The following is a 19639-nucleotide window of genomic DNA, read 5'->3' as shown; positions in this document are numbered from 1 at the left end:
CGATATCGGACGATCCGACCCGCTTACGCGGTCGGACCGCCGAAGATGTCGATACGGTCGCCCTCAGCAAGGGTCACGATCGCGCGCTTGGTGCCGGCACGCTGGCCGAAACCGGTGCGGGTCCGCTTGCGCTTGCCCTGGCGGTTGATCGTGTTGACCCCGGTGACCTTGACCGAGAAGACCGCCTGGACGGCCTGCTTGATCTGGGTCTTGTTGGCGTTGGGGTCGACGATGAACGTGTACTTGTTCTCGTCGAGGAGCGCGTAGCTCTTCTCCGACACGACCGGCTTCAGCAGCACGTCACGGGGGTCCGTGTACGACTTGCTGAGCGGCGTCTCGACGGTGTTCTTGCCCTCGGCGGCGTGACGACGCGCCTTGGCGACGCGCGCGGCCTTGGCGGCCTTGGCCGCCTTGGAGGCGATAGAGGGGTGACGGATGGCCATCAGACCTCAGTCCCTTCGGTGTCGTTGGCCTTCGGGCCGGCGACGAAGGACTCGAGAGCGGCCTGGGTGAAGACCACGTCGTCCGAGACGATCACGTCGTACGTGTTCAGCTGGCCCGGCTCCAGGATGTGCACCTGGGGCAGGTTGCGGGCGGACAGCCACGCGGCCTCGTCGGCGCGCTCGACGACCAGGAGCAGGTTCTTGCGCTCCGAGATCTTGCCGAACAGCGACTTGGCGGCCTTCGTGGAAGGAGCGTCGCCCTCGATCACGCCGGTGACGACGTGGATGCGGTTGTTGCGGGCCCGGTCGGTGAGGGCGTGACGCAGCGCGGCAGCCTTCATCTTCTTCGGGGTCCGCTGCGAGTAGTCACGCGGCACGGGACCGTGCACGACGCCACCACCGGCGAACTGAGGGGCGCGGGTAGAGCCCTGGCGCGCACGGCCGGTGCCCTTCTGACGGTAAGGCTTCTTACCGCCACCACGAACCTCGCCGCGGGTCTTGGTCTTGTGGGTGCCCTGACGGGCAGCCGCGTTCTGCGCAACGACGACCTGGTGGATCAGCGGGATGCTGACCTTCTCCACGCCGAAGATCTCCGCGGGGAGCTCGACGCTACCGGTCTTCTCGCCGGCAGGCGAAAGGATGTCAACAGTGCTCATCGGTTACCTCAGGCCCCCTTGGCCGCGGTGCGGACCAGGACGAGGCCGCCGTTCGGACCGGGAACCGCGCCCTTGATGAGCAGCAGACCCTTCTCCGCGTCAACGGCGTGGACGGTCAGGTTCTGGGTGGTGACCCGCTCGTTGCCCATGCGACCCGCCATGCGGAGGCCCTTGAACACACGGCCCGGGGTGGCGCAGCCACCGATGGAGCCGGGAGAGCGGTGCTTGCGCTGGGTGCCGTGACCGGCGCCGAGGCCCTTGAAGTTGTGACGCTTCATGACACCGGCGAAGCCCTTGCCCTTGCTCTTGCCGGTCACGTCGACCTTGATGCCGGCCTCGAACACCTCAGCGGTGATCTCCTGGCCGAGGGTGTACTCGCTGGCGTCAGCGGTACGGATCTCGACGAGGTGGCGGCGGGGAGTGACGTCGGCCTTGGCGAAGTGGCCCTTGAGGGGCTTGTTCACCTTGCGCGGGTCGATCTCGCCGAACGCGATCTGGACGGACTCGTAGCCGTCGACATCGTTCGTACGGACCTGGGTCACGACATTGGGGCCGGCCTTGACGACGGTGACCGGAACAACACGGTTGTTCTCGTCCCACACCTGCGTCATGCCGAGCTTCTCGCCCAGGATGCCCTTGATCTGCTTAGCCATCGTTCAGATCACCGGCCTCAGAGCTTGATCTCGATGTCGACACCGGCCGGGAGGTCGAGTCGCATCAGAGAGTCAACGGTCTTGGGGGTCGGGTCGAGGATGTCGATCAGGCGCTTGTGCGTGCGCATCTCGAAGTGCTCGCGCGAGTCCTTGTACTTGTGCGGCGACTTGATGACGCAGTACACGTTCTTCTCAGTGGGCAGCGGCACCGGGCCCGCGACCGACGCACCAGTACGCGTCACCGTCTCGACGATCTTCTTCGCCGAGCTGTCGATGACCTCGTGGTCGTAGGCCTTGAGCCGGATGCGGATCTTCTGTCCCGCCATGGCTACTCAGTAGTCCTTTGTCTCGTTAACGCTCTGGAACCCGGTGTTCCTGACCCCTGCTCCGACCCACGCGGTCGGGCGTGTCGCGCTTTCGCTGACACAGATGTCCCTTGTTCGAACATCCCTTGCCTGAGAAAGAGAATCACCGGGTGCCTGGCCGGTGCCGCACCTTGCTTCCCGAAAGATTCCCGTACGTCCGCCCCAGCGCTGCCGTGTGGCAGTTAGGGCGACGAGTACTGTGGGACTCGCTTCCGGTCCTCCCGGCGGGAGGCGCGCAGCATCAACACTCGACCGAGCAACTCGGACAGTCTGCCATATGGGGTGGGGGGCTGGCCAATCGGAGCCGAGGATCGTACCCCGGGAGTGACGCAGGTCAAACCCTTGGCTCAGCCCGGGGCGTCCTCGCGGGCCTCTCGGTGCTTCCTGCGCGCCGGCTCCGCGAGCCCGGCCGCCTCGACGGTCGCTCTCAGTAGCGCGAGCACCACGGACAGCTCGAAGAAATCGCCGACCATGTAGCGCAGATCACGGAACACCACCGCGCAGACCGCGCCGATCGCAGCGGAGTAGAGCGCGGCCCAGAACCCTCGCCATCTGCGCATCGGGTAGATGACCAGCGGCACGAGCGGCCACACGTACGCGGTGGCCAGGAGGGCCACGGCCAGTGCGACGACGATGACGGTCACGCGTCCTCGGCCTTTCCGGTCACAGGACCCCGGTCCCCACGAGGATCCAGCCCGCGATGAGCGCGGCCGGGAGGAATATGAGGGCGCTCGCGAAGACGAGCCCCAGCTGCCACGAGTTCCTGTCGGCGATCTTCACGCACAGGAAGGTCATGGGGGTCAGGTACAGGAACAGCAGGACGAAGACGACCAGGAACCCCGCTCCCACGACGTGCCTTTCTGTATCGGGGGGCCGGGCCGCGGGCCCGGCCCCCGTCATTCAACCATCCGTGGTCACTGCGTCAGATTGGTGGAGAACGTCACGCTCGGATCGTCACAGTGGATGACACTCGACGGCCGGTTTCCAGGGCCTTCGCCGAAGACCGGCACAGGTGCGTCCACACGCCACGGGTTACCGCCGCTTCCTCTGTTGGTGGCATCGCAGCTGGCGAAGCCGTTGCCATTGGGTGCGCTGACAGGGAAGTTGGAGAAGTCCTTCCAGTCCCCCACGTGCACCCGGCCGCCGGCCGGACGACCGAGGTTGTCCGTCATCTTCCCGTCGACGTAGACATAGAGGTCGGGCATGTAGCTCTGGTACACCAGGGCGTTGCTCGGATCCGCGTCCTTGTTCGTCTCCAGGTGCGTCGGCTTCACCGAGCCGTCCGCGCAGAACGCGGCGGCGATGTCGTGCCAGATCGGCGGAGCGTTGCCGATCATGCTGCCCCACATGTTGTTGTTCCAGTCGCCGGAGTTCTTGAAGAACATCGAGTAGATGTCCCCTGCCACCCGGCGCACCGAGAAGTTGGTGTCGGGGCTGGCGTCGACCTTGTCGAGCCAGGCCTTGACGTTGTCGTTGATGGACTTGTGGCCGATCATCGCGCGGTATCCGTGGACGCCTCCGCCGACGGCACGGATGTCCACACAGCTGTTGTCCGAGTTCAGGCGCGCGCCCCTGAAGTGCGGGAAGTAGGCCTGCCCCGGGGTGTCCCCGTCAACGAGTGGATCGGCGGTGTAGGTGCGCCCGTATTCCAGGGCGTCGGGGGTCGTGTAGGTGAGGTCGGGGAGCGGGATGTGGTAGTCCGCCGAGATGCCCTTGATCAGCTGGGTGACGAAGACGGGCAGGTGGGCGTTGCCGACGCGGTTGTCGAAGCTCGCGCTCTCGCTGCCCGGGATGATGTGCCCCGTGCTGTCCTTCACGAACGTCACGTCGACATCGCTCTTGATCTTGTAGCTGTTGGGGTCCTGGAAAGCCTGGCCAGGAGACGCCGACATGCTCGGGCGGGTGTTCGACATGCCCATCCATTGCGGGATGGACATCGACGGCACCGATCCATCGGAGTTCGGCGTGTATCCGCCGGCCTTGATGTTCTGGTACCACCGCTCGCCCGCGTCATAGGTCTGGGGACCCGTGCACTCGTCCTTGTTCGTCTCGGTCGTGCAGCGCGGCCACGACGTCAGGCCGTTGTCCGACACCTCGTTGCTGGCGGTGCCGTCCCACAGCGGGCCGCCGTCCGTCCCGTGGGAGAGCTCGACTCCCCAGTCGTAGAGCGACTTCATCGAGCGGATGGGCGTGTTGAGTTCGGTGACCGGCCAGTTGGAGTTGAGCTCCTGGTTGGGGTCGAAGACCGAGGCCGCCGTCAGTGTGCGATGGACGAACGTGCCCTGCACCGGCTGGAAGGCGATGGCGCCGTAGGCGACGTCGGCGTCCGCGGACCCGGTGGGCGAGTAGTTGGACAGGTTCACGCTCGGGGTGCTGTTGAACTTGAAGGCACCCAGCGAGACCCACTTGTTGCTGTTGCCGTTCTGGTTGATGTACCGGTCGTAGGGACCGCCGACGGCACCGGTGACCTCGTAGTGGGCGCGCTTCTCCTGCGCTCCGGTGTCGGGGACGTGCACCCAGACCTGGGCGAGATCGAAGCTGCCGTTCGGGGTCCAGGTACCGCGGATCGTCATCGGGCCCGAGGTGGTGCCGCCCAGATGGTCGGTGTCGCGGGTGTGGGTGTACCAGAAGTGACCGCCGTAACCGCCGCCTATCTGGTGCAGGTCGGCCTTGGCCTCGTACTGCCCCTGGGTGTCGGCGTAGAACGTGAAGCGGAACGTGCCGTCGGACTTGACCGCGCCGCAGTCGCTCCAGGTCGGAGTGCCGTTGGGTACGGAGGCGACGACCGTGGCGCCCGACGGGGCCCCGGTGCACACCGGGGTGCCGTTCTTCAGCCGGTAGCCGCGGCCCGGCTCGTTCACGAGCGTCTGGTACTTGATGTTCTCGTGGCCGCAGTTGGTGGCGCAGTCGTCCTTCCACTTCGCGTTCGACTGGTTCCACCAGTACTTCTTGTAGCAGGCGGCGTCCGGGCAGTCCGGCGGGCTGCTCGGGTCACAGTTGTTGTGACTGTTGCAGAAGGTGCTCTTGGGCGGGGAGACCATGGACCGCTGGATGTCACTGACCCACCAGGCGGGACGGAAGCCCGCCGAGGAGAACCCGGACTCGCCCGGCCAGTCCTGGCGCCCGGAGGTGGCGTAGGAGAATCCGGTGTCCGTGGACCAGGCGGCCCAGCCCATCACCTTCTCCTCGTACGGCCAGTCCTGCGGGTGTGCCGCGTCGTGGTTGGCGTCGGGGTCGACGGTGGTGTCCATGAACGGGTTGTCGTTCTTGTACACGGGGTTGGCCGGGTTGTTGTACCAGCCCAGGCCCCACGCGCCGCCCGAAGCCGTCGGCGGGTTGAAACCGAGGTTGTAGTTCCAGACGGCGGTGAACCAGTTCTCCACCCTCGACGGGTCGTCGTCGTTGACGGTGACCGTCTGACCGGCGGTGTGCACCTCGTTCCACTTGTCCGCGAGGATCTTCATCGACGCGGCGATGTTGCTCGCGTAGTCGACGGCGACGATCTTCTGCTTCTGCGGGGAGAGAGACGTCTCGTGGTCCTTCTCGTGCCCCGCCATGCGCATGCCGTCGGTGACCTGGCCCACGCCGTAGCCGCAGTCGGACTTGTCCCAGTGGATGTTCCAGAAGTCGGCGACCGTGCCGCCGGCCTTGTGGCCGTAGTAGCCGTCCACCGCGGCGAGCGGGCTGCCCATCTGGCCCGGGATCGCGCCGGACTCGGCCTGCCACAGGTTCGATTCCTGGGACAGGATGCCGAGCAGGACGTTGACCGGGATCTGGGCGCCGGCCTTGGCGTTCAGCGTCGGCCGGGGGAAGAGGCCCTGCGGGTCGACGGTGCCGAGACCGGCCTGGTCCCGGTAGCCGCCCTGCCGGATCCACGAGGACGTGAGGTTGCCGCGTACGGCCATGTCGGCGGCCCACTCGACCTGGTTGGGGGTCGGCTGGAGCGCCTGCACGGTGACGTCGTTGCGGGAGACCGAGCACCAGCGGTCCGGGTCGGTCGGGTCGTGCGCCGGGTCCGAGGCCGTGGCGGTGGCGAGGGCGGTGCGTTCCAGCTGGGTGTCCAGCCCGCCCGACGCAGCCTCAGTGACCGGCTTGGTGCCGCTGCCCAGGGCGGGCGAGGACTCTCCGGTACCCGCCGCCGTCTGCGGCGCCACCCGCTGGGTCAGCTCGGTGCCCGTGGTGGTGGCGGTGGAGGTGATGGTGGCCGGTGCCGTCTTCGCCAAGGTCTGCGGCGACACGGCGGACTCGGCCGCCGCCTTGTCCTGCTCGGTCTTCCGGGCCTTGGTGAAGCCGCGGCCGGCGTTCTCGATGCGCTCCAGACCGGCCCGTACGCCGGGCATGAGCACGGGGTCGACGGCGAGCCGGCCCTGCGTGGAGACATCGGTGTCGGCGGGCGCGTCGAGCGGGGTGATGCCCGTGCCCTGCGTGTGCACGGCACCGGTCGTCTTCCCGGTCAGAAACGCCTTGCCGGGAGCGCCGGGCGCGAGGTCGATCGCGCCGGGAGCGCCGGAGGCGACCGTGGCCGGCTTGCCGTGACCGCGCCAGATCTTCGCCGTGTGCTTCTTGTTGCCGCGCTCGACGAACGCGATCTCCTCGCCACGGGCGTCGAGCGGCCGGATGTCGAAGGGGACGGCACCGGCGGACGTCACCTTGCTGGTCTTCCCGGACGTGCTCCTGCCGGTGTCGCCGAGGCGTACCAGATCGTGGCCGATCGCACCGACGGCACCGCCGGTGACCGGCGCGGCCGAGGTGACCTCGCCGCGCACCGACGCCTGGGTCAGCTGCTTGCCCGCCGTGTTCACGGTGACCACACGGGTCTTCACCGCGGCCGGGTCGTTCATGTCCCGGTAGGCGGTGAAGGCAGCCGTACGGGCGGAGGTGTTACAGGTCGGGTCGAAGTAGGCCAGCGAGGCGGTGAAGCCGAGCTTGGTGACCGAGCCCGTGCCGGTGTCGACGATCGCCGTGAACGCCCCGCCCTGGAACAGGTCGGGCTTGTTGGTGAACGTACGCGGCGCGTAGACGACGGCCACGTGGTCGCGGTCCATCAGGCACTGGTTGCCGATCCAGGAATCGGCCGGCATCCCGGGCTCGGCGAGGATCGCGGCGGTCTTCCACGCGTACGCGTCCTTGGAGTCCGCCACGAGGATGTGCAAGCCGTCGGCGTCAGCGGCGGCGGTGACGGCCCGGTCGGACGAGGACTTCCATCCGGTGCCGAGCTTGTGGCCCGGATCCTTGATCCGTCCGCCCCCTGACGGACCGGGGGGCGCGGAGGCCGGGTCGGCTTGCGTGGCGGGGCCGGACGCGGAGGTCGAGTGGGTTGAGGTGTCCGACGCGCCGAACGCCGGAACGGCGCTCAGCAGGCCACCGCTCAACGCGGTGCACGCCGCTATGACCATCAGAGGTCTGTGAAGTTTTCGCCTGGGTCTCAAGGCTGAAGTTCCCCGATTTGTTTGGGAGTTCGGATCCGCCGCACCGGGGGCCGAGTGGTCGGCCCCTCAGGCGCGGTCGGACGAAAGGGACCGGTCAGGCGCACTCGGACGAGCTGTTGTCGACGGAGAAGACGTAACCGCCCGTCCAGTTGAAGAGGTTGGCGGTGCCCGCTTCGTTCTTCATCAGCGCGGAGATGCCGACACAGCGGCCACCGGACGCGAGGGTGCTGCTGTGCACCGGGCCCGCGTACTCCGAGAAGTTGCCCTTGTCGCGCTCGCCGGCCGCCTTGTTGTCACCCGGCCACATCTGCAGGTCCATGTAGTTGGCGCCGCCGGTGGTGTTGTTGTCGAGGATCGCGCAGGCGCTGTTGCCCTTCATGTAGAAGAACAGCGTCGCTGAGCGGTTCGTGGCGCTCGGCAGCGCCTTGGCGTCGACGAACTCGTACCCGGTACCGCAGACGGTCGCGGAGGCGGCGGCGGCCGGGGTGCTCGGCACGGCGACCCCCAGCGCGGCGACGGCCGAGGCGGCGACGGCGAGGCGGGTCAGGTTCCTACCGAATGCAGACATAATTCCCCCTGAAATTGGTCGAGTTGAGAGACATCACCGACCGCAGGACGGGGGCTGCCCCTCCCCCAAAAACCCGTTCGATCGAAGACCCGGGGACTGTAGCCACCCGAACTCTTCACAGGCAACGCATAAAATTTGCGCATCGAGAAGGCGCAACGCCTGAAAGTAGCGGCCGCGTTGGAGCCGCCATCGCCTTTCACTCAGAACTTCACACTTACGCCCGGATTGAGCGGCTACTCTGCGCATATTTCACAGGTGGAGTGACCCGCACCACACCATGCAACGATTCAACCCTGCCCCCGGGGCGCGGAATTGCCCACCTCGCGGCGTCAACCACTGCCGAGTTAAATCGAGTTGGCAAACAGTCAAATCTCAGCGGCGAACACCACGCTCAGCCTCCCCGCGCCGCGGCCGGCGAGCCGCTCGACGAGCCGGTCACGCGCTATCGAGATCGAGGGCAACACCCCCAGTCCGAGGCCCCGTTCCCGCATACCCTCCCCTCATGCCGAGGCTCACCACCCCACCCCGCCCCCTCGACGTCCCCGCCCACTTCCCCGAACTCGCCCCGCTGGCCCGCACCACCGTCCGCCTCCACCCCCGCCCCGGCTCCCCCACCGCAGCCGACAGTTCCCTCGGCGGCCCCCTCCTCTGGCCGGCCCACGAACCCTGGCCCACGTGCTCGGAACACCCCGGAGCGCCCGGCCTCGCACCGGACGAAGTCCACCACCGCCGCCGCATCCTCGCCGAGGCCCGGGACCGAGACCGAGACCGCCCACGCACCCCCGGCACCGACTTCCTCACCCCTGAGGAACGGGCCACCGTCGACCGAGCCTCGAAACCCCGGCTCATCCCCCACCCCGGTCTCGTTCCCTTGATCCCCGTCGTACAGCTCTACGCCCGCGACACCCCTGAGACCGAGGCCGTCACCTTCCCCGGCCCACCCGGCACCGATCTGCTCCAACTCCTCTGGTGCCCCTTCCCCCACGAAAGCCCTTTGGGCCCCACACCCCGCACCGAACTCCGCTGGCGGACAGTCGCCGACGTAACCCCAGCCGCAGCCCCCGCCCCACACCCGCAAGTGATCGGCAAAGACCGCTACCTCCCCGAACCCTGCGTGCTCCACCCGGAAGCCGTCACCGAATACCCCGCCCCGCACGAACTCCCCGAGCCCCTCGCCGACCGCATCGAGGACTGGGCCGAGAGCCACGGCGCCGACTACCAGTACGACCTCGCCGTCGCCCCGGGCTGCAAGCTCGGCGGTCACGCCCCCTGGAGCTACATCGACCCGTTCCCCATGTCCTGCGCGGAGTGCGGCGCACCCGTCAGGCCCCTGCTCACCATCGACGGCTACGAATGCGACGGCGGCAGCAGAAGCTGGTGGCCCGGCGACGACACCGAATCAGCCCGCCCCACCCACCTCAACATCGGCCGCGACCACGCCCTCCAGCTCTACGCCTGTACGACGTCGTACGACCACCCGCACCAGCAGCACATCCAGTGACCCGAACCGGCCGCCCCCGCCCGTCAGGGACCCTGGACGCCCGAGACCCCCTCCACCACCTGCGCCACCACATTCAGCACCTCATGCCCGAAGGCAGTCGGCGCCACCAACACCCCGAACACCAGCGCAAGCCCCACCGTCACGCCCTGATCGGACCGGCTCCGCGCATGCACCGTCCGCCGCAACCGCAGTACGAGGATGACGGCCAGCAGCACCGCCACATCGACCGTCAGCATCATCGGGCGAGTCCTTCCGTCGACGAGGTCCGCTGAACCCGAGCCATGGGCGACAAGAACGGTACGTACCCCGCCTAGCGCCCCACTCGGCCCCGACTCGGCGGCGCCCCAAAAGCCCTTGCCAGCCCCCGCCAGCCGCCCCATGACAACGTGGGCTGGGCGGCACTGCTGCAGGACACCCTCATCTGGCTGCTGGTCTCCTGGATCGGCTCGGCGCTGGATTCCGGGCTGGACGTCGACGGCTTCGTCGCCGCGCTGCTCGGTGGCGTCGTCGTACGACTCACCGTCCTCGCCCTCATGGCCATCGGCCCGCAGCCGTCGCCCGAAGACGAAGCGGAAGCCGCGTAAACGCGCGAAAGGGCCCGTACGACCGAAGTCGTACGGGCCCCTGCACAGAGACCTACCGGTCAGCCCTGTCGGGCCAAGATCACTTCGTGATCTTGGTGACCTGGCCGGCGCCCACGGTCCGGCCACCCTCACGGATGGCGAACTTCAGGCCCTCTTCCATGGCGACGGGCTGGATGAGCTCCACCTTCATCTCGGTGTTGTCACCCGGCATGACCATCTCGGTGCCCTCGGGGAGGGTCACAACGCCGGTCACGTCCGTCGTACGGAAGTAGAACTGCGGACGGTAGTTGTTGAAGAACGGCGTGTGGCGGCCACCCTCGTCCTTGGACAGGATGTAGGCCTGGGCCTCGAACTCGGTGTGCGGGGTGACCGAACCGGGCTTGATGATGACCTGGCCGCGCTCGACGTCCTCGCGCTTGATGCCACGGAGGAGCAGACCGACGTTCTCACCGGCCTGGCCCTCGTCGAGCAGCTTGCGGAACATCTCGATGCCGGTGACCGTGGTGGTGGTCTTCTCGGTCTTGATGCCGATGATGTCGACGGTCTCGTTGACCTTGAGGACACCACGCTCGATACGACCGGTGACGACGGTGCCACGACCGGTGATCGTGAAGACGTCCTCGATCGGCATCAGGAACGGCTTGTCGACGTCGCGCTCGGGCTCCGGGATCGACTCGTCGACGGCCTTCATCAGGTCGAGGACGGTCTGGCCCCACTCCTTGTCGCCCTCAAGGGCCTTCAGAGCGGAAACCTTGACGACCGGCAGGTCGTCGCCCGGGAACTCGTACTCGGAGAGCAGCTCGCGGACCTCGAGCTCGACGAGCTCCAGGATCTCCTCGTCGTCCACCATGTCGGCCTTGTTCAGGGCGACGACGATGTACGGAACGCCGACCTGTCGGGCCAGGAGCACGTGCTCCTTGGTCTGCGGCATCGGGCCGTCGGTGGCGGCGACCACGAGGATGGCGCCGTCCATCTGGGCAGCACCGGTGATCATGTTCTTGATGTAGTCCGCGTGACCGGGGCAGTCGACGTGGGCGTAGTGACGGGTCTCCGTCTGGTACTCGACGTGCGCGATGGAGATGGTGATACCGCGCTGGCGCTCTTCGGGAGCCTTGTCGATCTGGTCGAACGCCGAGGCCTCGTTCAGGTCCGGGAACGCGTCGTGCAGCACCTTGGTAATGGCGGCCGTGAGGGTCGTCTTACCGTGGTCGATGTGACCGATGGTGCCGATGTTGACGTGGGGCTTAGTCCGCTCGAACTTCGCCTTCGCCACTGGGTCCTCCTGTGGAGTGGTTCTGGTACGCCTTACTCATCGGCGCCAGGTGATCTTTGCTGGGATGCCGCCCGCCGGGGTTCTCCCGTGCCGGGCGATCCCCGGCGGTCGGTGTCAAGCCTAAAGCGTGTAACGGGAGTGTGTTACTCGCCCTTGGCCTTCGCGATGATCTCCTCGGCGACGTTCCGCGGAACCTCGGCGTAGGAGTCGAACTGCATGGAGTAGCTGGCACGGCCGGACGTCTTGCTGCGCAGGTCGCCGACGTAGCCGAACATCTCCGAGAGGGGCACGAGGCCCTTCACGACGCGGGCACCGGCCCGCTCCTCCATGGCCTGGATCTGGCCACGGCGGGAGTTGATGTCGCCGATGACCTCACCCATGTAGTCCTCGGGCGTGGTGACCTCGACGGCCATCATCGGCTCAAGGAGCACGGGGGACGCCTTGCGCGCGGCCTCCTTGAAGGCCTGCGAACCGGCGATCTTGAACGCGAGCTCGGAGGAGTCGACCTCGTGGTAGGCACCGTCGAGAAGCGTGACGCGGACGCCCGTCATCTCGTACCCGGCGAGGATGCCGAACTGCATGGCCTCCTGCGCACCGGCGTCCACCGAAGGGATGTACTCCTTCGGGATACGGCCACCGGTCACCTTGTTCACGAACTCGTACGAGGCGTCGCCGCCCTCGATCGGCTCGATCGCGATCTGCACCTTGGCGAACTGGCCGGTACCACCAGTCTGCTTCTTGTGCGTGTAGTCGACGCGCTCGACGGCCTTGCGGATCGTCTCGCGGTAGGCGACCTGCGGCTTGCCGACGTTGGCCTCGACCTTGAACTCACGGCGCATACGGTCGACCAGCACCTCGAGGTGCAGCTCGCCCATACCACCGATGATGGTCTGGCCCGTCTCCTCGTCCGAGTGGACCTGGAACGACGGGTCCTCCTCAGCGAGGCGCTGGATCGCGACGCCCAGCTTCTCCTGGTCGCCCTTCGACTTGGGCTCGATGGCGACCTGGATGACCGGCGCCGGGAAGTCCATGGACTCCAGGATCACCGGCTGCTTGTCGTCGGACAGCGTCTCACCGGTGGTGGTCTGCTTCAGGCCCATGACGGCGACGATGTCGCCGGCGCCCACCGACTCGATCTCCTCACGCTTGTTCGCGTGCATGCGGTAGATCTTGCCGATGCGCTCCTTCTTGCCCTTGACGGAGTTCAGCACGGCGGTGCCGGACTCCAGGCGACCGGAGTAGATCCGGACGAAGGTGAGCTTGCCGAGGTGCGGGTCGCTCATGATCTTGAACGCCAGCGCCGACAGCGGCTCGTCGTCGGACGGCTTGCGCTTGATGACGACCTCGGGGTCCTTCACGTCGTGGCCCTCGATGGCCTCGACGTCAAGCGGGGTCGGCAGGTAGCGCACGACCGCGTCGAGCAGGGGCTGGACGCCCTTGTTCTTGAACGCGGTGCCGCAGAACACCGGGGTGACCGTGGTGTCCTTGGACTTGCCGGAGGCGATGGTGATACGACGGATCGCGGCGTACAGCTGCTCCACGGAAGGCTCCTCGCCCTCCAGGTACAGCTCCATGATCTCTTCGTCGTTCTCGGCGACGGCCTCGATGAGCTTGCCGCGGTACTCCTCGGCAGCCTCGGTGTGCGTGGCCGGGATGTCGACGACGTCGTACATCTCGCCCTTGGCCGCCTCGGCGGACCAGACCAGGGCCTTCATCGTCACGAGGTCGACGACGCCCTTGAAGTCGGCCTCGGCGCCGATCGGGAGCTGCATGACGAGCGGCTGGGCGCCCAGACGGTCCGAGATCATGTCCACGCAGCGGTGGAACTCGGCGCCGGTACGGTCCAGCTTGTTGACGAAGCAGATGCGGGGCACGCCGTAACGGTCGGCCTGACGCCACACCGTCTCCGACTGCGGCTCCACGCCGGCAACGCCGTCGAACACCGTCACGGCACCGTCGAGGACGCGGAGCGAACGCTCCACCTCGACGGTGAAGTCGACGTGACCCGGGGTGTCGATGATGTTGATGGTGTGGTCGACACCCTCAAGCGGCCAGTGACAGGTGGTGGCAGCAGAGGTGATCGTGATGCCACGCTCCTGCTCCTGCTCCATCCAGTCCATGGTGGCAGCGCCGTCGTGGACCTCACCGATCTTGTAAGACACACCGGTGTAGAACAGGATCCGCTCGGTGGTGGTCGTCTTGCCCGCGTCGATGTGGGCCATGATGCCGATGTTGCGCACCCTGGCCAGGTCAAGCGAAGTGGTAGCCATAAGGCTTCAGTCTTCTCTCGGTCTCGATGTGGACTGCGACTACCAGCGGTAGTGCGCGAAGGCCTTGTTGGACTCGGCCATCTTGTGCGTGTCCTCGCGCTTCTTGACGGCCGCACCGAGGCCGTTCGAAGCGTCGAGAAGCTCGTTGAGCAGACGCTCGGTCATGGTCTTCTCGCGACGGGCGCGGGAGTAACCGACCAGCCAGCGCAGCGCGAGCGTGTTGGCACGACCGGGCTTGACCTCGATCGGGACCTGGTACGTCGCACCACCGACACGGCGGGACTTGACCTCGAGGGTCGGCTTGATGTTCTCCAGCGCGCGCTTCAGCGTGATGATCGGGTCGTTGCCCGTCTTCTCGCGGAGGCCTTCCATGGCGCCGTAGACGATGCGCTCAGCGGTGGAGCGCTTGCCGTTCAGCAGCACCTTGTTGATGAGCGACGTGACAAGAGGAGAACCGTAGACCGGGTCGATGATGACCGGGCGCTTCGGGGCGGGGCCCTTACGAGGCATTCTTACTTCTCCTTCTTGGCGCCGTAGCGGCTGCGGGCCTGCTTGCGGTTCTTGACACCCTGGGTGTCAAGGGAGCCGCGGATGATCTTGTAGCGAACACCAGGCAGGTCCTTCACACGGCCACCACGCACGAGCACGATGGAGTGCTCCTGCAGGTTGTGTCCCTCACCCGGAATGTAAGCGGTGACCTCGATCCCGCTGGTCAGACGCACACGCGCGACCTTACGCAGGGCCGAGTTCGGCTTCTTCGGGGTGGTCGTGAACACACGCGTGCAGACGCCGCGACGCTGAGGGGAACCCTCGAGTGCGGGCGTCTTGTTCTTCTCGACCTTGTCCTGCCGGCCCTTACGGACCAGCTGCTGGATCGTAGGCACTACTTCTCCGGTTTCTGTGTGCCGAATGGTGAAGCTAACCTGGAACGTCGCCGACCCACGCGGTCGGGTGTGTCGAATCCGGCAGACTCTCGCCGCGAAGCGAAAAGGGCGCAGATTACGGCGGCCGTGTCACGGCTCGCGATGCGGCTGAAGACACGCACGAGAGCCAGGGCACACCCCAGGCACAAGGTCTGAGCGTACCTACCTCATTCGCTGCGGTCAAAACAAATGGGCTTCACCCGCAGAGCGGGGCGAGACATGTCAAGGCCCTACGCCGTGGATGATCTTCGATTTCACGCTCCGGACACGCCCGGCGCGGCACCGACGGCCGCTCATCCGGCCGCGAGGCCCACGATGAGCAACAGCGTCAGCACGAGCGCCCACCCCCCGACCGACAGCCACCCGAGGACCAGCCCGGTCAGCGCGAGACCGTCCCCCGCCTCCCCGGTCCGCTGCACCTCCGCCCGAGCAGCGTGCCCGAGCACCACCGCCGGAAGCCCCATCAGCCCGAAGGTCGGCAGACACAACACCCCGCACACGGCCGCCCCCACCGCCTTGCCGTTGGTCCGCGGCCGAGGCACCGGGTGAAACGTCCGCGGCACCGAAGCGACCGGCACCGGCCCCAGCGGCAGATCGGCGACCAGCAGAGCCAGCTCCCCCACCGTCCGCGCCGCATAGGCCCGCCCGACCCGCTTCTCGAACTCCCCCTGCTCCAGCCGCCCCTCCCCGAACCCCGCCCGAAGCACATCAACGGCCCGCTCACGGTCGGCATGCGACGCAAGCATGAAAGACCCACCCTGCCACTGCTGCGGGCCCTGACCGCCCTGCCACGGCTGCGGAACCGGCTGAGTCATGGAACACCTCCCCCGCACGGATCGGAGTCCCTCTATCGTGCGCCGAACCGGTGCTCCAGGCATCAGGTGTCCACCCGGAGAAAACCCGGAGACGCCCCCGAAAGCCGAAGGGCGGCCACCCCGTACGAAACGAGGTGACCGCCCTTCAGGACTTCAGGACTTCAGAACCGACTACTACTGGTTGTACGGCCCGTAGTCGTAGTCCTCCAGCGGAACGGCCTGGCCGGAGCCCGTGCCGAACGGCGAGTAGTCGATGTCGTCGTAGCCGACGGCCGAGTACATCGCGGCCTTCGCCTCCTCGGTCGGCTCGACCCGGATGTTGCGGTAGCGGGACAGACCCGTACCGGCCGGGATGAGCTTACCGATGATGACGTTCTCCTTGAGGCCGATGAGGCTGTCGGACTTGGCGTTGATCGCCGCGTCCGTCAGGACTCGGGTCGTCTCCTGGAAGGAGGCGGCCGACAGCCAGGATTCCGTCGCCAGCGAGGCCTTGGTGATACCCATCAGCTGCGGACGACCGGAGGCCGGGTGACCGCCCTCCTGGACCACACGACGGTTCTCGGTCTCGAACTTCGAGCGCTCGACCAGCTCACCGGGCAGCAGCTCGGCGTCGCCGGACTCGATGATCGTCACGCGGCGCAGCATCTGCCGGATGATGATCTCGATGTGCTTGTCGTGGATCGACACACCCTGCGAGTTGTAGACCTTCTGGACCTCGCCGACCAGGTGGACCTGGACGGCACGCTGGCCCAGGATGCGCAGCACGTCGTGCGGGTTGGTGGCACCCACGGTGAGCTTCTGGCCCACCTCGACGTGCTCGCCCTCGCTGACCAGAAGACGGGCGCGCTTCGAGATCGGGTACGCCGTCTCGTCGCTGCCGTCGTCCGGCGTGATGACGATCTTCTTGGTCTTCTCGGTCTCCTCGATCCGGACGCGGCCGGAGGCCTCGGAGATCGGGGCGACACCCTTCGGGGTACGGGCCTCGAAGAGCTCGACGACACGCGGCAGACCCTGGGTGATGTCGTCACCGGCCACACCACCGGTGTGGAAGGTACGCATCGTCAGCTGGGTACCGGGCTCACCGATGGACTGGGCGGCGATGATGCCGACCGCCTCACCGATGTCGACCAGCTTGCCGGTGGCCAGGGAGCGGCCGTAGCACATGGCGCAGGTGCCGACGGCGGACTCACAGGTCAGGACCGAGCGGGTCTTGACCTCGGAGACGCCGTGCCGGACCAGCTCGTCGATGAGGACGTCGCCGAGGTCGGTGTTGGCCGGGGCCAGCACCTTGCCGTCGACGGTGATGTCCTCGGCCAGCGCACGGGCGTACACGCTGGTCTCGACGTTGTCGGCCTTGCGCAGCACGCCGTCCGCGCCGACCTCGGCGATCGCGAGCTTGAGACCGCGCTCGGTGCCGCAGTCCTCCTCGCGGATGATGACGTCCTGCGAGACGTCCACCAGACGACGGGTCAGGTAACCCGAGTCGGCGGTACGCAGGGCGGTGTCGGCCAGACCCTTACGGGCACCGTGGGTGGAGATGAAGTACTCCAGCACGGACAGGCCCTCACGGAAGGACGCCTTGATCGGACGCGGGATCGTCTCGTTCTTGGCGTTCGACACCAGACCACGCATACCGGCGATCTGCCGCATCTGCATCATGTTTCCTCGGGCACCCGAGTCAACCATCATGAAGATGGGGTTCGTCTTGGGGAAGTTCGCGTTCATCGCCTCGGCGACCTCGTTGGTCGCCTTGGTCCAGATCGCGATGAGCTCCTGAGTGCGCTCTTCCTTGGTGATCAGACCGCGCTCGTACTGCTTCTGGACCTTCTCGTCCTGCGCCTCGTAGCCCTTGACGATCTCCTTCTTCGCCTCGGGAACGACGACGTCGGAGATGGCGACGGTGACACCGGAACGGGTCGCCCAGTAGAAGCCGGCCGCCTTCAGGTTGTCGAGCGTCGCCGCCACGATGACCTTGGGGTAGCGCTCGGCGAGGTCGTTGACGATCTCGGAGAGCTGCTTCTTGCCGACCGAGTAGTCGACGAACGGGTAGTCCTCGGGCAGCAGCTCGTTGAAGAGCGCGCGGCCCAGGGTCGTACGCAGCCGGAAGCTGTCGCCCGACTGGTACTCCGGCTCGCCCTCCTCGGCCGCCGGCGGCGTCCAGCCACGCGGCGGGATGGTGCCCACCGGGAAGCGGATGTCGACCTGCGACTGCAGCGCCAGCTCGCCGGCGTCGAACGCCATGATCGCCTCGGCCGTGGAGCCGAACGCACGGCCCTCGCCCTTGGTGTCACGCAGCTCACCGTCGGTGGTGAGGAAGAACAGACCGAGGACCATGTCCTGGGTCGGCATCGTCACCGGACGGCCGTCGGCGGGCTTGAGGATGTTGTTCGAGGACAGCATCAGGATGCGGGCCTCGGCCTGCGCCTCCGCGGACAGCGGCAGGTGCACGGCCATCTGGTCACCGTCGAAGTCCGCGTTGAACGCGGTGCAGACGAGCGGGTGGATCTGGATGGCCTTGCCCTCGACCAGCTGCGGCTCGAAGGCCTGGATGCCGAGGCGGTGCAGGGTGGGAGCACGGTTCAGCAGCACCGGGTGCTCGGCGATGACCTCTTCGAGGACGTCGTACACGACGGTGCGGCCGCGCTCCACCATGCGCTTGGCGCTCTTGATGTTCTGCGCGTGGTTGAGGTCCACGAGCCGCTTCATCACGAACGGCTTGAAGAGCTCCAGCGCCATCGCCTTGGGCAGACCGCACTGGTGCAGCTTCAGCTGCGGACCGACGACGATCACGGAACGCGCGGAGTAGTCCACACGCTTACCGAGCAGGTTCTGACGGAATCGACCCTGCTTACCCTTCAGCATGTCGCTGAGGGACTTCAGCGGGCGGTTACCGGGACCGGTGACCGGGCGACCACGACGACCGTTGTCGAAGAGGGCGTCAACAGCCTCCTGAAGCATGCGCTTCTCGTTGTTGACGATGATCTCGGGCGCGCCGAGGTCGAGGAGCCTCTTCAGACGGTTGTTGCGGTTGATCACACGGCGGTACAGGTCGTTCAGGTCGGAGGTCGCGAAGCGGCCACCGTCCAGCTGCACCATCGGGCGAAGGTCCGGCGGGATGACCGGGACGCAGTCGAGGACCATGCCCTTGGGGCTGTTGGAGGTCTGCAGGAACGCAGACACGACCTTCAGCCGCTTCAGCGCACGGGTCTTCTTCTGGCCCTTGCCGGTACGGATGATCTCGCGGAGCTTCTCGGCCTCCTCGTCGAGGTCGAAGGACTCCAGGCGCTTCTGCAGCGCCGCGGCACCCATCGAACCGTCGAAGTACGTGCCGAAGCGGTCACGCAGCTCGCGGTAGAGGAGCTCGTCGCCCTCGAGGTCCTGGACCTTGAGGTTCTTGAAGCGGGTCCACACCTCGTCGAGACGGTCGATCTCGCGCTGCGCACGGTCGCGCAGCTGCTTCATCTCACGCTCGGCACCCTCGCGCACCTTGCGGCGCACGTCGGCCTTGGCGCCCTCAGCCTCCAGCTCGGCCAGGTCGGACTCGAGCTTCTTGGCGCGGGCCTCCAGGTCGGCGTCCCGGCGGTTCTCGACCTGCTGACGCTCCACGGAGACGTGCGCCTCCAGGGAGGGCAGGTCGCGGGTGCGGCGCTCCTCGTCGACGTACGTGATCATGTACGCCGCGAAGTAGATGACCTTCTCCAGGTCCTTCGGGGCGAGGTCGAGCAGGTAGCCCAGCCGCGACGGAACGCCCTTGAAGTACCAGATGTGGGTGACGGGAGCGGCCAGCTCGATGTGGCCCATCCGCTCACGGCGCACCTTGGCGCGAGTGACCTCGACGCCACAGCGCTCACAGATGATGCCCTTGAAGCGGACGCGCTTGTACTTGCCGCAGTAGCACTCCCAGTCCCGGGTCGGACCGAAGATCTTCTCGCAGAAGAGTCCGTCCTTTTCGGGCTTGAGGGTGCGGTAGTTGATGGTCTCGGGCTTCTTGACCTCGCCGTGGCTCCACTGACGGATGTCGTCAGCGGTGGCCAGACCGATCCGGAGCTCATCGAAGAAGTTGACGTCGAGCACTATGCGTCAATCCCTCTCAGGGTTGTAAGTCTTGGGGTCTGAAACGGGGGTCCTGGGGCCGGGGACCTGCTGGACGCAGGCCCCC

General features: G+C 66.9%; 17 protein-coding genes. 2 read left to right on the top strand and 15 right to left on the bottom strand.

Annotation, left to right across the window (positions count from 1 at the left end):
• Window positions 1–23: 23 nt before the first annotated feature.
• From rplW to CRP56_RS25745, 8 genes are all read right to left on the bottom strand, one after another.
• Window positions 24–443, bottom strand: coding sequence for a 50S ribosomal protein L23 (gene rplW, locus CRP56_RS25780; protein WP_097267810.1), 420 nt, complete (start codon window positions 441–443; stop codon window positions 24–26).
• Window positions 443–1099: a 50S ribosomal protein L4 gene (gene rplD, locus CRP56_RS25775; RefSeq protein WP_097267808.1), complete on the bottom strand. Its 657-nt coding sequence runs from the start codon at window positions 1097–1099 to the stop codon at window positions 443–445. Before rplD ends, rplW begins: the two co-directional genes overlap by 1 nt.
• An 8-nt stretch (window positions 1100–1107) precedes the next feature.
• Entirely contained in the window at window positions 1108–1752 is a 645-nt protein-coding gene (gene rplC, locus CRP56_RS25770; protein ID WP_020135811.1) for a 50S ribosomal protein L3, read from the bottom strand.
• 17 nt (window positions 1753–1769) lie between these two features.
• Complete coding sequence (rpsJ, locus tag CRP56_RS25765; protein ID WP_003948644.1) at window positions 1770–2078, bottom strand: 30S ribosomal protein S10; 309 nt, start codon at window positions 2076–2078, stop codon at window positions 1770–1772.
• Between the two features lie 386 nt (window positions 2079–2464).
• Entirely contained in the window at window positions 2465–2761 is a 297-nt protein-coding gene (locus CRP56_RS25760; RefSeq protein ID WP_097267806.1) for a hypothetical protein, read from the bottom strand.
• A gap of 19 nt (window positions 2762–2780) precedes the next feature.
• The gene (locus CRP56_RS25755) at window positions 2781–2966 is read right to left on the bottom strand and encodes a hypothetical protein (RefSeq protein WP_143664940.1); all 186 of its coding nucleotides are present in this window, start codon (window positions 2964–2966) and stop codon (window positions 2781–2783) included.
• Between the two features lie 65 nt (window positions 2967–3031).
• Window positions 3032–7513, bottom strand: coding sequence for a Tat pathway signal protein (locus CRP56_RS25750; RefSeq protein ID WP_097267801.1), 4482 nt, complete (start codon window positions 7511–7513; stop codon window positions 3032–3034).
• Window positions 7514–7640: 127 nt separating this feature from the next.
• Window positions 7641–8114 (bottom strand): hypothetical protein, encoded by a 474-nt coding sequence (locus CRP56_RS25745; protein ID WP_097267799.1) that lies wholly within the window; start codon window positions 8112–8114, stop codon window positions 7641–7643.
• Window positions 8115–8616: 502 nt separating this feature from the next.
• On the opposite strand from CRP56_RS25745, the gene CRP56_RS25740 reads away from it, so the two are divergent.
• The gene (locus CRP56_RS25740) at window positions 8617–9615 is read left to right on the top strand and encodes a hypothetical protein (RefSeq protein WP_097267797.1); all 999 of its coding nucleotides are present in this window, start codon (window positions 8617–8619) and stop codon (window positions 9613–9615) included.
• A 23-nt stretch (window positions 9616–9638) separates the two neighbouring features.
• Here CRP56_RS25740 and CRP56_RS25735 read toward each other — a convergent pair whose 3' ends face one another.
• Window positions 9639–9854, bottom strand: coding sequence for a hypothetical protein (locus CRP56_RS25735; protein WP_373559683.1), 216 nt, complete (start codon window positions 9852–9854; stop codon window positions 9639–9641).
• A gap of 147 nt (window positions 9855–10001) precedes the next feature.
• Here CRP56_RS25735 and CRP56_RS25730 point away from each other — a divergent pair, with 147 nt between their 5' ends.
• Window positions 10002–10199 (top strand): hypothetical protein, encoded by a 198-nt coding sequence (locus CRP56_RS25730; RefSeq protein WP_097267795.1) that lies wholly within the window; start codon window positions 10002–10004, stop codon window positions 10197–10199.
• A 79-nt stretch (window positions 10200–10278) separates the two neighbouring features.
• Here the strand turns inward: CRP56_RS25730 and tuf are convergent, their stop codons facing one another.
• The 6 genes from tuf to CRP56_RS25700 form a co-directional block, all read right to left on the bottom strand.
• Entirely contained in the window at window positions 10279–11472 is a 1194-nt protein-coding gene (gene tuf, locus CRP56_RS25725; protein WP_079308664.1) for an elongation factor Tu, read from the bottom strand.
• 143 nt (window positions 11473–11615) lie between these two features.
• Window positions 11616–13742 carry an elongation factor G gene (gene fusA, locus CRP56_RS25720; RefSeq protein ID WP_079308665.1) on the bottom strand — a complete coding sequence of 709 codons (2127 nt, stop codon included), beginning with the start codon at window positions 13740–13742 and terminating at the stop codon, window positions 11616–11618.
• A gap of 39 nt (window positions 13743–13781) precedes the next feature.
• On the bottom strand, window positions 13782–14252 hold the full coding sequence (gene rpsG / locus CRP56_RS25715) for a 30S ribosomal protein S7 (protein WP_003992340.1): 471 nt from the start codon (window positions 14250–14252) through the stop codon (window positions 13782–13784).
• Between the two features lie 2 nt (window positions 14253–14254).
• Complete coding sequence (gene rpsL / locus CRP56_RS25710) at window positions 14255–14626, bottom strand: 30S ribosomal protein S12 (protein ID WP_003948652.1); 372 nt, start codon at window positions 14624–14626, stop codon at window positions 14255–14257.
• Between the two features lie 332 nt (window positions 14627–14958).
• Window positions 14959–15480, bottom strand: coding sequence for a DUF1707 and DUF4190 domain-containing protein (locus CRP56_RS25705; RefSeq protein WP_097267793.1), 522 nt, complete (start codon window positions 15478–15480; stop codon window positions 14959–14961).
• Window positions 15481–15654: 174 nt separating this feature from the next.
• Entirely contained in the window at window positions 15655–19554 is a 3900-nt protein-coding gene (locus CRP56_RS25700) for a DNA-directed RNA polymerase subunit beta' (RefSeq protein ID WP_097267791.1), read from the bottom strand.
• Between the last annotated feature and the right edge of the window lie 85 nt (window positions 19555–19639).

Origin of the sequence: Streptomyces sp. TLI_55 (genome assembly GCF_900206255.1) — a bacterium.
Taxonomy (GTDB): Bacteria; Actinomycetota; Actinomycetes; order Streptomycetales; family Streptomycetaceae; genus Streptomyces; species Streptomyces aquilus.
This window is presented reverse-complemented; position numbering and strand designations above follow the sequence as displayed.